The following is a 13002-nucleotide window of genomic DNA, read 5'->3' on the forward strand; positions in this document are numbered from 1 at the left end:
TTCGGCAATTGATTGGTATCCGCCAACTGCTTGGCGCGCCATTCGACGCCCCAGACCTTTGACGCGAGCTCAAGGTCCGCCTGTGTGGAACGCATCGAGTCTAGTGCTTGACGAGGATGCGCATGGCACAGTTACGTCGACGCAAATTTCCGGCCACCAGCCTCATTCGGTCGAACAGCACAGCACCAAGAACACTGGTGGCACCGGCCAGAAGCGGTGTGACATAGTATCCATACCGATGGAGTCCGTACACTAGGAATGCGGGGACCGCCGCATTGACCAACCCGAGCAGTATCATCAATGCGCCACCAGCAACCAGATTCCTGGGCAATGGTGGAAGCCACTCTGACCGACCTGCGACTTCCCCGGCAAGCAGCAATATCAACAGGATCAGGGTCGCAGTCGAAAGCCACCGAATTGATCCCGCATGAAAGTCATATTCACTCGAGACCGTGACTCCGCAGCAAAGCGGTGTCGGATTACCGCGCGGCGCATAACCCAAGCTGAACAAGGCATCTAGATACGACTGCAATTTGCCGGCGGAAGGCAATAGCCAGCGCAACGCCTGGGGCGGCGAATAGTTATCGTATATTAGCTGTCCATGCTTGAGCCCCGTCGGACTGCCGAATATAGGGAAGGGCTCGCGGTGGACGAAAAACTCGTACCCTTGCGGGCTAGACACACGGAATGCGACAAAACTTCCGTCAAACAGTAGAAAGAAGATCTCCCGGACAAAATGCCTCGAGAGGTGGCGCCAAAGAGTCGAAGGACTTGTCAGAGTTTCGAAAAAGATATCCCGGACGACACTTTCGAAATCTGCCTTGCTTTCGTTCGGCTTACGCATGTGAGCTACCGCTTCGAGCGGCCATTGATATTTGTCGGTGTCGGCCCACCCATTCGGTCCATCGGCAGCACGTTTCGCATTCACAAATGCTCGGGCTTGTGCCTTGCGGTCGAGATGAACCCCATGGTCGAAATCGGCCGAATAGCCAACGAGGAATGACATAACGGCAAGATTCTCGTTAGCCGCTGAACTTTTTCCTATGAGCCGGTTAACTGTAGTTGGGGCGAAATACACCACCGTGGTAATGCTTGCCGCCAAGGCGAGGATACCAAGACGGCGCGCTCGTCGAGTGTTCAGGAATGCCGTAAGCCATAATAGAACCACTACGGCCGATCCTATGCTTGCCGACCGACAAACCATCATGGCCCCAAGACTCAATCCAATTCCTGCTGCAGACAGGAAAGGAGGCCATTTTCGAAACACGATCCCCGAAGCGATGAAGGCAGCCAAGCTCATCAGGAATACTGAAGGTGTCTCGGCTCCTATCGTGTTGTCATAGTGAATTGTGCGCGGATAGATCGCGACCAACAAGAAAGCGAGCAGCGAAAAGATGCGCGGTGCTCCCGAAAAGCGCACCGTTGTCGCAATGAGGATTGCCGTTATGATGGACATCGCATGCTGCGCCGCGACAAACACCAGAATGTTGGGTGTAAACAATCTGGAAAGAAGAACTAACAAAAATGCGACACCATACGGTCGGTTACCAGCATCGGCCACGTATTGGCCCGTCAGAATAGACTGAGCCCCATAAAGATAGGCGGAGCTATCCTCGTGAATAAAATGATCGGGCCACGCGACCAAAAAAGCTAGGTGGGTCAGCGTCGCGAGGCCCGCTGCGCCGATCCAAATAATGACCCAAGCGATTGGGCCTGCCCTGACGGCAAACACCAATAAACAGTTCGCCAAGGCGTCGATCACCGGTTTCATTCTCACATCCTATTTCGATCCGCAGACCGTCCACGAGTAGCCATGCCGGTGATGCAACCACACATTGCGGAATCCTGCGTCGCGAAGCAAGGCTTCGGCTTCATCGCGGGAATAATATTTGGCCCACCGCGGATTGATCTGGTCGAGGATAACGAGACGACGCTCGGCAGGCGGAAAGCGCATATAGACGTTCGATAGATAGTTTGAGAGAGGCAATGCCGGGATCAGCCGCGTGAGAGCCGCGTATACCAAAACCATCGGGTAAAGCATCCGCGACAAAGTTTCGTTGACGACGACCGGCAAGTTTCGCGTGATCATGCGCACTGGAACGAAGATGCTTTGATAGGCGCGGCTGCCTTCGCGGCCGTACAGCCAAACAAGCATTTGGCCGCCCGGCCGTAGTGCCTCATAGGCAGCCTGCACAACGGGCCCCGGCTCCGGAATATGATGGAGCACTCCGATCGACAGCACGATGTCGAAATCATCCCTTGGAATGGCTTCGCCTGTCACATTGAAACAGCGTACCCGCTCGCCGGAATGGGCGGTGTTGCGGACCAGCACGTCGTAGGCCCGGCTCGGTTCGACGGCGGCCACCGACGCTGCGCCGGCGGCGAGCATCATCAGGACGATCCGCCCGGTACCCGAGCCGATGTCGGCGCATTTGCGGTCCTTGATATCTTCGATTGTCAGAAACGGCGCGATGATATCTGCAAACAGTTCGACGCTGCCGTAGTAATCCGGGTTCTCCGTATGGCGGGTCCATTGCTCCCCGAAGTCGCTGATCGTCTGATCGCGATCGCTGTTTCTTGTCCCCGGATCCTGCTGCATTATTCTGATACGTCCCTTTTCATCCTCACGTCCCGACGTCGAGCATCTTCAGGTGAGCGGATGTGGCCGGGGTGGATACCACATTGCGCGACAATGTCCTGGAGATCCCGAAATGCAGGATGGGCCAGATCGCATAGGAATGGTCCCGTCGACCCTCGGCGTGTTCCCGCCAAAGCTGCCGCGCCTCGTCCGGTATGATGAAGGGAGCAAGGACGTCTGCTTCGCGTTCGAAAATTCTCTCGGCGGTGGGCCGCAGCTCCTGGCGCAGCAGGCCGGCCAGCGGTGCATTGAAGCCGCGCTTGGCCCCTTCGGTGACGGCTTCGGGAGCATTCAGCCGCCGGGCGAGCCGCCGCAACAGGGCCTTCTTTTCTCCATGCCTTGAAAGCAGCAGATCCGCATGGCATCGACCTGCGAAGTCCATGATCCGCCGGTCGAGAAGCGGCACCCGCAATTCAAGCGATTGGGCCATGCTCATGGCGTCCGATTTCAGCAGAAGCCCACCAGGAAGGTGCCAGCGCTGATCGGCGAGCAGACAACGATCGATGAGGTCGCCTTCCGCGCTTGCAATTTCGGCCTTATAGCCATGGAACGGATCCTCGTCGAGAAGAGGGCGCAGTGCGCTCCCGTAAAGTTTGGAAAGCATGAATTGCGGGACGTAGCGGCGCCAGCAGGCATGCGCCTCATGCGGACCGCTAGCCATGCCGAAAGCAAAGCGGGATGCAACGGCCGATAGCGGAAGGCGTTTTTGTCCTGCCGCTCCGAAGCGGTAGAACAACTGGCCGACTTGGGTCCAGGCGCTTGACGGCAAAAGCGGGCCGATACGGGCCGCCCACTTAGACGCGGCATATGTCGGATAGCCGGCAAAAAACTCGTCGCCGCCATCGCCTGTCAGCGCCACCGTCACATCCTTCCTCACTTCCTGCGAAAGCAGGAGCAGCGCCAGCGAAGCCTCGTCGCAGGACTGACCATCATAGTGATGGACGACCGTCGCCAGCCGTTCGCCAAGATCGGAGCGCATCTCGATTGGGACGGAATGAAGTTTGGCGCCGATCGCATCGGCCACCTTCCGGGCGAGCGGCGTCTCGTCGAATGATTGGTTAGCGAAGCTCGCGGTGAACATCGGCAGCTTGCCGTCCGACCGGTCGGCGCCCAAAGCGACGAGCGTACTGTCGATGCCCCCGCTTAGCAGCACGCCGACGGGAACATCGCTTACCAGCTGATCGGAAACAACCTTGGTCCACAATTGTTCAAGCTCGACTGTCGCGTCCTCCATACTGGTGATCTCAGCCGTCCTTGTCGGTCGCCAGAATTGCCGCTCGGTCCGCTTGCCTTCGCAGTAGCTGACAACGGTTCCCGGCGCGATTTGGTGCACGCCCTCAAACGTGGTGTCGCGAGGGCCGACGTAACCCATCGCGAAGAAGGCATGAAGTCCCTGGGCTGAGAACTCGCGGGGCTGAGCCGGCTCGGCGAAAATGCCCTTGATCTCGCTCGCGAAGCGAACCACGCCGCGGTCTTCGGCAAAATAGAGCGGCTTGATGCCGACGCCGTCCCGCGCCAGTACCAGACGCCGCTCATCGCAGTCCCATAGCGCAACCGCGAACATGCCCTCCAGTCGATCGAAAATCCGGTCTCCCCACGCAAGGTAGCCCAGGGGAATGACCTCGGTGTCGCAACTCGTTCGGAACGTGAATCCGAAGTCGCGCGCCAGCTCGGCCCGGATCTCCCGGTCGTTGTAAATCTCGCCATTGTAGCTGACGATTATCCGCCCCGAGGGGTCGGTGAAAGGCTGCCGTCCGTCAGGGCTTAGATCCCTGATCGCGAGCCTGGCGTGGCCGAGCGCTATTCCCGGGGCGATGAGGATTCCACTGTCGTCCGGGCCACGATGGTGCAGGGCCGCCACCATGGCGCGAACAGTTTCCTCACGCGCAAGGCGGCGATCGCCGAAATAGATTCCCGCAACGCCGCACATGATTGCACCTCAGATCCGTGTAATGCGATTTTCGCGCAACGGGGGCGTTTCGTTGTGATTGTCGACCTCGCGGTTGTCCCGCTCAAGTCGCGATGACTTGACCATGATCTGGCGCAGCAATACGGCCAGCAATCCCAGCGAGAAGATGATGACGGAGGAGATGATGCCGCCGACGCCTACATAGAAGAATACGTTCAGTTTGGCCATCAGTGCGAGAGTGAAGCTGGCGAGGGATGACGCGAACACGATGCTCGCCATCAACACGAACATCTTCAGCGGGTCGTAGTAGATCGCCGCTTCGACGATGTACTGCAGCGTCTTCATCGAGTCGCGCAGCAATCTTACTTTCGATTTTCCCACTCGCTTGTTGTAGTCGATGGGAACATAGGCCACGAATTTTCCGGTCATCATGTAGGCCAGCGTCATGGACGTGGTGAAGCTGAAGGTGTCACAAAGGTGGTCGAAATATCCCAGTGCGGTGGACCGCCGGAAGACGCGAAGGCCCGAGTTGATGTCTGGGATGGATCGGCCGGCGGTGAACTCCACGATGAAGCGCAGTAGCCGGCGCAGCGGCATCTTGATCAAGGATTCCCGGTAGTGCTCGCCGCTGCGCGCACCCACGACCATGTCGAAGCCCTCATTGTAGCGGGCAAGCAGAGCTGGGATGGCATCGCACGGGTAGGTCCCATCCGCGTCGTTGATGATGATCGTATCGTAACGGGCGGCTGAGATACCGTCCTTTAGCGAGCGGCCATAACCTACATTGTGCGGATGCCGAAGGACGCGCGCCCCGGCGCTTTCTGCCCGGGCCTGGGTCTCGTCATGCGAGCCGTCATCGACAACCACGACTTCATAAGCACCGACGTCGCTGCCAGAAAGCACTTCCCGCACACGGGTTACGGTCCTCCCGATCTCATCCTGCTCGTTGAGCGCTGGTATGATGATCGAGATCATCGCTTGCGGCCTACCGCAATGACCGACTGGCCGAAGACCTTCCGCGTCGCGGGGTCGGCAAGGCGCGAAAGCGGAACGAGCCATTTGTCGAACAGGGATATCTGCGAGTTCACGGCCTTGTCGTTAAGCGAGCCGTGACGAAGGGCGCGATTCGCGAGCCAGCCCAGGCCGCCTATCGAATTGAAGTAGTCGCAGCGAACGATCTCGAGCCCCGCCTCGGTAAGCCGCGCCCGCATTTGGGTCCGGCTATAGCGGCGATGATGGCCCGCCAGACGGTCGAGATCGTTGAAAAGAAGTTCCAGAGCCGGAACGATCACGAGGAGATGGCCGCCAGGCTGAAGTGCTCGGGCGAGATTCGTGACCGCCTTACCATCGTCCTCAATGTGCTCGATCACGTTCAGGCAGACAATCGTTTGCACCTTGCGCTCATTGGCAAGCGCCACGAACTCCGGGCTTGTAATGTCTGAGACGCGCAGATCCAGACCGGGAAACCGCTGGCGTCCCTCCTCCACCGAAGCCGGGTCGATATCGACACCGACATAGTCGCCATAGCCGCGCAGCACACTGGCATAGCTGCCGTGTCCGACACCAATTTCCAGCACCGGAGCGGCAAGGTAATCTGAGAACGAGGCCAGAATCCACGAGATGTAGTTCTTCGCGTCAGCCATCGCGGATGAATATGTCTCCGCACCCTTAAGAGCGGGTACGGACGATAACCGGGCTTCACCCATCCGCGCATCCTGAGCGTGTGATTGGAACGCCTTCCTTAGCGCATACTGCTGATAGTGCCAAGCCCGTGGGCCTGGCCACGGGATTTGGTCAATCCTCCGCCCGCGACAGACGCGGCCCTAGCCAGGAAGCCGGTGCTGGCAAGGCCGACCAGCGGCAATTGGCTTGACTGAACTGGCGAAGATACGCACAAAGTGAACAAATCCTGATGGCGGGGCGCGCCTCCGCTTGCGCATTAATTCCCCTTGCGTATCCGATTGTGACATATCGTTCGGACATCGACGGATTGCGAGCGCTTTCGGTTCTCGCCGTCATCGCTTTTCATTTGAACAGTTTCGTTCCCGGCGGTTATGTCGGTGTTGACATATTCCTCGTCATTTCCGGCTTTCTGATTGGCGCTATCGTCTTTCACGAAATCGATTCCGGATCATTCTCATTCGGTAATTTCTACAAGCGACGAGTTAGACGTATCGCTCCTGCATTGATCGTGACGCTGCTGGGTTCGTATGCGGCTTCTCTCGTTTTGATGCGGCCCGAGGCGCAAGCCGTTTGCGAGGGTCTGCAGCGATTGCGGTATTGCGGGAACGTAATTTTCGGGAGAGCCGCTCAGAACTTGCGAATGAGGTCGATCACTTCGTCCTGCTGCGCCGGCGTGATCTCCGCAAACATTGGCAGCGATAAAATGCGCCCCTGGTCGCGATGCGCGTTCGGAAATTGTTCGGGGCGATGGCCAAACCGCTGGTATGCGGCAAGGAACGGCAGTGCCGTCGGATAATTGATCGCCGTCTGCACGCCGTTGGCGTTCAGGTGCGCCGCCAGCGCATCGCGACGCGGATGCCTGATCGTGTAGAGATGATAGACGTGGGTGCGGTCGGGCGCGACCCGCGGCACGACGACGTCCTCGATCTGGTTGAGGCCGGCATCGTAGACTTTCGCGGCGTTCTGCCGCGCTTCTGTCCACTGGGCCAAGTGCGGCAGTTTCGCTGACAGGATCGCTGCCTGCATGCCGTCGAGCCGGCTGTTGATGCCTTCGATATGATGCTGGTGCTTCACCAGACCGCCGTGACGCGCCAGCATGGTCATATGTTCGGCGAGCGCATCGTCATTGGTCACGACGGTGCCGGCATCGCCCATCGCACCGAGATTCTTGCCGGGATAGAATGAATAGGTCGCGGCCGTGCCGAAGGTGCCGACCTGCTGGCCTTTATAGCGGGCCAGATGCGCCTGTGCGCAATCCTCCACCACCCAGAGCTTGTGCTTGTTCGCGATCGCCATGATCGCGTCCATGTCCGCCGGCTGTCCGTACAGATGCACGGGAATGATCCCGACCGTGCGCGGCGTGATCGCAGCCTCGATCGCCGCCGGATCGATCGTGAACGTAGCGCCATCGGTATCGCAAAACACCACGGTGGCGCCAGCGTGCGTGATCATCGCCGACGTGCTGATCCAGGAATGCGCCGTGGTGATCACCTCGTCCCCCGGCTTGACCTTCAGCGCGGCCATGGCGAGATACAGCGCATCGGTGCCGTTGGCACAGGAGACGCAATGCCTGACGTCTACGGCAGCAGCGAACTCCCGTTCGAAGGCATCGACGTAGGACCCGCGAATGAAGGCGTTGTCGCGGATGACGGAGGCAATCGCGCCGTCGATCTCGCTTCTGATGGTCTGATATTGCAGCTGCAGATCCGCAAAAGGCACCGGCATCTTCGTCTTTCCTACTTGTCCGTCAGCAGCCGGCGCGCCGGATTGCCTGCATAAGTCCCTGACGTCGTGATGTCCCTGGTCACCACCGAGCCGGCGCCGATGACGACATCGTCGACGATCCTGACCGGCATGATCGTGGCGTTGGAGCCGATCGAGACGCGGTTGCCGATCACGGTCTCGCGCCACAATTCCCTCTTGCCGCGAGCCGGGCCGCCGGTCGAGAACGTATCGTTCACGAACATCACGCCGTGGCCGACAAAGCAGTCATCGCCGATCGTGACCAGTTCGCAGATGAAGGCATGAGACTGCACCCGCGTGCGGGCTCCGATCACGACGTCCTTCTGGATTTCGGTGAACGGCCCGACAAAGCAATCGTCGCCGATCCTGCAGCCGTAGAGATTGCACGGCTCGACGATTTTGACGCCCGTGCCGAAATCAACGTCACGCACGCCGGCCTGATGTATCTCGGGCCGGTTCACGAGACGACACCAAGCCGGCCCAGCCGCGGCGCGAAGCGAAGCGGCACCTCGGCGCCGGTTTCGATCGATTCGTAGAGCGCGGAAATCAGTTCCAGGCTCTTGCGCCCTTCGAGACCATCGACCAGCGCCGAACGCTGGTTCACCAGGCAGTCGATCACGTGCTGGTAATAGGCCTGATGGCCGAAGCCGTAGACATTCGGCGGATTGACGGAAAATTTCTCGATTACATCCTTGTCGGACGAAAGCCCTTCGACAAAGCGCCAGTGCCGGATCTGGTTGACGGCGAAGCCCGCAATTTCGACCGTTCCCTTCTCTCCGAGAATCGAAAGCGATCCTTCGAGGTCGGTCGGCCGGACAGCCGTCGTCGCCTCGATGATCCCCAGCGCGCCGTTGCGGAATTTCAGCGTCGCCACCGCCGTGTCCTCGGCCTCGATCTTGGCCAGCGCCGTGACGGCACGGGCATGAACGCTGACGACATCGCCGAAAAACCATTCCAGCATGTCGACGTGGTGACTGGCCTGGTTGGAGAGCACGCCGCCGTCATAGGCCCAGGTGCCGCGCCAGGCATCCTGATCGTAATAGGCCTGGTCGCGGCACCAGCGGACGCGGACCGTGCCGAGAATCAGGCGGCCGAAGCGGCCGGCCTCCAACGCCTCGCGCGCCTTCACCACAGGAACATTGAAGCGGTTCTGCTTGACGATGAACAGCTTGACGCCGGCCTCGTCACAGGCGCGGATCATGTCGTCGGCATCCTGCAGCCGCAGCGCCATCGGCTTCTCGACGACCACATGCTTTCCGGCCTTCGCGCAGGCGATGACATGGGCGGGATGCATCCCGCTCGGCGTCAGCACCGCCACCGCATCGATGTCCTGCCTGGCGAGGAAGTCATCCATGTCATGGATTGCCGGAACGCCGAACTTCGACGCGATCGCGTCGGCGCGGTCACGAACGGTATCGCAAACGGCAACGAGCCTGGCTCCGTCGATATGATTGCCGCCCAGAAGTTCCGAGTGGCGCTTTGCGATACGCCCGCATCCAAGCAGGCCTATTCTGATCATGGGGAGCCTTGTTCCATTTGCCGTCAGAATCGACGTTAGCCGCCTGATCGACCGCAGCCAACCCTTCAGGGCGGCGTAGGTCCCGCCTTTCGCCGGGGTCGCCGGATTTTGGTCGGTCCGAAGGCGTTGACAATGGCCCCGGAAGACTGCAACGACGCAGTGGTGCCCTACGCCAATTGCGGGATTTCAACCCTCGGCGGATGGGTTAAATTGCTTGCGGGGTTCCTGCCCCCAAGCGTAGCCCGGTTGGCACGGGATCCCCCTGCTCTCGCAGGTGAGAACAGCTTCTCGAGGGGTTTCAGCAACCCTCGGTTGCCACCATGCGATTCGCTGGCCTATATTGGAACTTACTGGCGGCCTATTTCAACGCAAAGGCGGCTTTTCAGATTAGATGCAACAGGAAACTCAGCGGCGAAAAGGCGTCCCCGGGCTGATGAATTCACGCCCCACACCTGCTTGCGAGGAAGCCGGTGCGCAGTCGAGCACCGCGTCGGACGCGCAGTGCAGCAGCGACAGCAAGAAAACCAGGGTGCTCGTAACCGGTGCCGACGGGTTCGTCGGACGTCATCTGGTTCCGTATCTTGTCGCGCAGGGATATGCCGTGATCGCTGCATCGAGAGCGGCAACCACCTTCGACAATCCGAACGTGACTGCCGTTCCGCTTCCCGATCTCTCGCGGTTGTTCGACTGGCAACCCCTGCTGGACCAATGCGACACCATCGTTCATCTTGCAGGCATTGCTCACAAATACGCCGGCGACGATTTTTATGATCGCGTGAATCATCGCGCGACGTCGGCGCTGGCACGGGCGATATCGCGCGGCGCGACAAAGCATCTGGTGTTCGTTTCCTCGATCGCCGCCCAGTCCGGCTCTTATGCTGCTCATGACATCACCGAGGATGACTTTCCGACGCCGAACAATGCGTATGGACGATCCAAATTTGCCGCCGAACAGGCGATACGCGCGGCCGGTATTTCGTTTACAATCTTGCGTCCCGTCGTGATCTATGGCGAAGGCGAGAAGGGAAACTTCGCGACCGTCCACCGGCTTTCGCGCCTGCCGATTCCGCTTCCTTTCGGGGCGCTGTCTGCGCAGCGATCCGTGCTGTCGATCGAGAATTTCATCTCGGCCGTCGCGACCGCGCTGACCAATCCCCGTGCGCGCGGCGAAACCTTCATCGTGTCCAACCCGGCACCCGTCACTGTCGCGCATCTCATCGCACGTCACCGCGCGAGCCACGGCAGACCACCCTGGCTGATGCCGGTGCCTCAAAGCTGGATCAAGCTGACACTCCAAGCCATCGGCCAGGGTGCGATTTGGGAGCGAATCGGCCGGCCTCTGGTGGCGCCTCCCACAAAGCTGCTTGCGATCGGCTGGGAGCCAGCCTGAAATAGGGATGCTATTGTTGGCGGCCGACCTCACCGCAACGAACTTTTCGAGCTGTGGCGAGCGTCTCGAGTATGAATACCGTATCGAATTTCCAAAAGTCGGCCCGCTTGCAAAGTTGCTGGTCACTCAAAGGTTCTGAGTTGGCATCCTTATAGTCGGTAAATCCATAGTTCGGCTCCTTTGGGCATTTGAGCACCAGCGGATTAAATCCTTTCAGCATGGGGGCGCCGAGGATGGCGGGAACGAATAAGGGATCAGCGCGGCACTCCACCGCGATGTTCCAGAAAGCCAGATTGTCGGGTGGCACGAATACCGCCGCGCGTAGAGCCTGCGTGACTCCCGCTGCTAGCAAGGTATCCTTGGCCTGTCTTCCCGGGGTACGCTTGATGTCGTTCGCCAACGCGTAGCGGGCCGGATGCCCTGGTGTTAGGAGTGCGATGAGGCGTTGACGTGTTGTCGTCTCTGCGCCGGCACCTTCTCCGGTCGTGAGCCGAATCCGCGCCTGAAGCGCGGCGAACATCTCGCCGACCTTGTATACGCTTTTCCTTTTTTCCTCGGTCGCGAGCGCTACGAGCAGGATCGCAGAAACAACGAATCCGGGTGTGAGCGGATTGGGAAACATCCTTTCGAAGGACGGCCCACCGTAGGCGCACACAAATACGATTGCCGTCCAGGTCCCGACGTTGGCGAAATAGAAATTCGATCCCCCTGGTACGTTAATCAGGAGAGTTGGAATGACGCTCGCGATCGCAATGACGGCGACTACTTCTGCACATATCTTGTCCCGAGAGGAACCTGATCGCCACACCTGGAAGGCAGCGCCGAGCAGAATGAGGATCGCCGCGATGTTCGGCCAGGCTCCGCGCGGATGCTCCAGCAAGAAACCAAATGGACTAAGCGCCTCCAACAGCATTTCCGTGCCTGGAGAGATGAGCGCGATGGCGACCATCACCAACAGAAGAAGCGGAACTGCCAATTTGAGCAGGCTCGAGGGCGTCATTCCCGTCCGCCGCCACAGCATGAAACCGGCACCACCAGCGAGAATTGCTCCAACGGAGATTTTCGAAAGCAAAATCAGCAAGCCCGCGATTGCGAGCACAGAAAGTTGCAAGCTGAGGCGATGTCGCAGGTCCTGGTCAGCAATCTCGGCCAACAGCGGCAAGCTCAACAAGTAAAGAATCAGTGCGAGGCAATAGGACTCGGAAACAAGATAGGACGTCCACCCCCACAGGTCGGCCACACAGAGAAGCAGTAGAGAGCACACCGTAATGAGGCTGCCGTCGACCGGACCTTCTCCAGGTCGGCGTAACAAGAGAATTGAGAGCGATAGACAGAACAAAAGCACCGGCACAGCAATTACTTGCCCACCGATCATGTATCCTTCCAGCGTTGGCACGCCGAGCCAAAGACTGACGCAGCCCAGCCAGATGTGAGACAATCCGTGATATTTGATTGGGACAAGCCCATCGAGACCGGTGCTCAACGCTCCGTACTTCACTAGCATATTAGCGATGGAAGCGTGAAAAATAGTGTCCAGCTGGTGGATCCCCGTCACCGCAAGTTCGGGCGTGAGGACCGATGCGTAGGCGCGTGAATTGATCACCAGGAAATAGCCAAAGCCGGCGAGACAACCGCAGGCAACGGCGAAGACCCACCTCCTGACAGGTGCGGCGCGCATGGCGGATGCGGTCTGCGCGAGACCCGCGACCAATAGGCTGACAAACAGCGGATAGGTGACTACGTCTGCCAAAGGGCCGTTCAACCAGGCTACACACGGCAGGAAAATCACCGCTATCGTTGAAATGAGGAGCGCGCTATAGGCACCGCCGCGCTCTGCGCGGCGTACGGTGAACAATGTTGCGCAGGCGATGACCGCGCCCGGCAGCAGGAACGCCTTGACGAAAACGAACCAGTGCGGGCTGCCCAGCGGCCACCGCACGATCGCGATCATGACCGCCGACACCGCCGCCATAGTCCAGCAGAAGATTGCCGCGAAATAGATCGCACTTGGTCGATCGCTGGCGAGCGGCTGCGCTAGATCTGCCGCCGATTTAGCCAACCAGCGCCCCGGCGATTGTTCACTAGCTTGCACGCAATCGAACCTGCTTTTGATCCGGGAC

10 protein-coding genes and 1 pseudogene are annotated in these 13002 nt (G+C 59.4%); 2 read left to right on the forward strand and 9 right to left on the reverse strand.

From position 1 onward, the window contains the following. Window positions 1-100 precede the first annotated feature (100 nt). From JQ624_RS23420 to JQ624_RS23440, 5 genes are read right to left on the reverse strand one after another with little or no spacing between them, the layout of a single operon-like run. Entirely contained in the window at window positions 101-1771 is a 1671-nt protein-coding gene (locus tag JQ624_RS23420; RefSeq protein ID WP_212421272.1) for a hypothetical protein, read from the reverse strand. A 9-nt stretch (window positions 1772-1780) separates the two neighbouring features. Next, window positions 1781-2599 carry a bifunctional 2-polyprenyl-6-hydroxyphenol methylase/3-demethylubiquinol 3-O-methyltransferase UbiG gene (locus tag JQ624_RS23425; protein WP_212421273.1) on the reverse strand — a complete coding sequence of 273 codons (819 nt, stop codon included), beginning with the start codon at window positions 2597-2599 and terminating at the stop codon, window positions 1781-1783. Between the two features lie 25 nt (window positions 2600-2624). Next, window positions 2625-4568 carry an asparagine synthase (glutamine-hydrolyzing) gene (gene asnB, locus JQ624_RS23430; protein ID WP_212421274.1) on the reverse strand — a complete coding sequence of 648 codons (1944 nt, stop codon included), beginning with the start codon at window positions 4566-4568 and terminating at the stop codon, window positions 2625-2627. 9 nt (window positions 4569-4577) lie between these two features. Further along, window positions 4578-5522, reverse strand: a complete 945-nt coding sequence (locus JQ624_RS23435; RefSeq protein ID WP_212421275.1) for a glycosyltransferase family 2 protein — start codon at window positions 5520-5522, stop codon at window positions 4578-4580. Continuing rightward, the gene (locus tag JQ624_RS23440; protein WP_212421276.1) at window positions 5519-6190 is read right to left on the reverse strand and encodes a class I SAM-dependent methyltransferase; all 672 of its coding nucleotides are present in this window, start codon (window positions 6188-6190) and stop codon (window positions 5519-5521) included. Before JQ624_RS23440 ends, JQ624_RS23435 begins: the two co-directional genes overlap by 4 nt. A 269-nt stretch (window positions 6191-6459) precedes the next feature. On the opposite strand from JQ624_RS23440, the pseudogene JQ624_RS23445 reads away from it, so the two are divergent. Further along, window positions 6460-6756: pseudogene (locus JQ624_RS23445) on the forward strand (acyltransferase family protein); the annotation flags it as partial. A 101-nt stretch (window positions 6757-6857) separates the two neighbouring features. Here the strand turns inward: JQ624_RS23445 and JQ624_RS23450 are convergent. Genes JQ624_RS23450 through JQ624_RS23460 form a run of 3 tightly spaced genes read right to left on the reverse strand, consistent with a single transcriptional unit; the run spans window position 6858 to window position 9492 of the window. Beyond that, a complete protein-coding gene (locus JQ624_RS23450; protein WP_212421277.1) occupies window positions 6858-7955 on the reverse strand; it encodes a DegT/DnrJ/EryC1/StrS aminotransferase family protein in 1098 nt (365 codons plus the stop codon). An 11-nt stretch (window positions 7956-7966) separates the two neighbouring features. Then, the gene (locus tag JQ624_RS23455; protein ID WP_212421278.1) at window positions 7967-8434 is read right to left on the reverse strand and encodes an acyltransferase; all 468 of its coding nucleotides are present in this window, start codon (window positions 8432-8434) and stop codon (window positions 7967-7969) included. After that, window positions 8431-9492 carry a Gfo/Idh/MocA family protein gene (locus JQ624_RS23460; protein WP_212421279.1) on the reverse strand — a complete coding sequence of 354 codons (1062 nt, stop codon included), beginning with the start codon at window positions 9490-9492 and terminating at the stop codon, window positions 8431-8433. Before JQ624_RS23460 ends, JQ624_RS23455 begins: the two co-directional genes overlap by 4 nt. A 433-nt stretch (window positions 9493-9925) precedes the next feature. Between JQ624_RS23460 and JQ624_RS23465 the strand changes: the two genes are divergently transcribed. Further along, window positions 9926-10882 (forward strand): NAD-dependent epimerase/dehydratase family protein, encoded by a 957-nt coding sequence (locus JQ624_RS23465; protein ID WP_212421280.1) that lies wholly within the window; start codon window positions 9926-9928, stop codon window positions 10880-10882. Between the two features lie 10 nt (window positions 10883-10892). Here the strand turns inward: JQ624_RS23465 and JQ624_RS23470 are convergent, their stop codons facing one another. Continuing rightward, a complete protein-coding gene (locus tag JQ624_RS23470) occupies window positions 10893-12941 on the reverse strand; it encodes a hypothetical protein (RefSeq protein WP_212421281.1) in 2049 nt (682 codons plus the stop codon). Window positions 12942-13002 lie beyond the last annotated feature (61 nt).

It is taken from the genome of Bradyrhizobium sp. AUGA SZCCT0283 (assembly GCF_018130385.1).
GTDB lineage: Bacteria > Pseudomonadota > Alphaproteobacteria > Rhizobiales > Xanthobacteraceae > Bradyrhizobium.

Bases quoted from the DNA above. Each gene is read 5' to 3' on its own strand.
- JQ624_RS23450 (WP_212421277.1), bottom strand. From the start codon at position 7,955: ATGCCGGTGCCTTTTGCGGATCTGCAGCTGCAATATCAGACCATCAGA.
- JQ624_RS23425 (WP_212421273.1), bottom strand. From the start codon at position 2,599: ATGCAGCAGGATCCGGGGACAAGAAACAGCGATCGCGATCAGACGATC.
- JQ624_RS23465 (WP_212421280.1), top strand. From the start codon at position 9,926: ATGAATTCACGCCCCACACCTGCTTGCGAGGAAGCCGGTGCGCAGTCG.
- JQ624_RS23460 (WP_212421279.1), bottom strand. From the start codon at position 9,492: ATGATCAGAATAGGCCTGCTTGGATGCGGGCGTATCGCAAAGCGCCAC.
- JQ624_RS23420 (WP_212421272.1), bottom strand. From the start codon at position 1,771: ATGAAACCGGTGATCGACGCCTTGGCGAACTGTTTATTGGTGTTTGCC.
- JQ624_RS23435 (WP_212421275.1), bottom strand. From the start codon at position 5,522: ATGATCTCGATCATCATACCAGCGCTCAACGAGCAGGATGAGATCGGG.
- JQ624_RS23440 (WP_212421276.1), bottom strand. From the start codon at position 6,190: ATGGCTGACGCGAAGAACTACATCTCGTGGATTCTGGCCTCGTTCTCA.
- asnB (WP_212421274.1), bottom strand. From the start codon at position 4,568: ATGTGCGGCGTTGCGGGAATCTATTTCGGCGATCGCCGCCTTGCGCGT.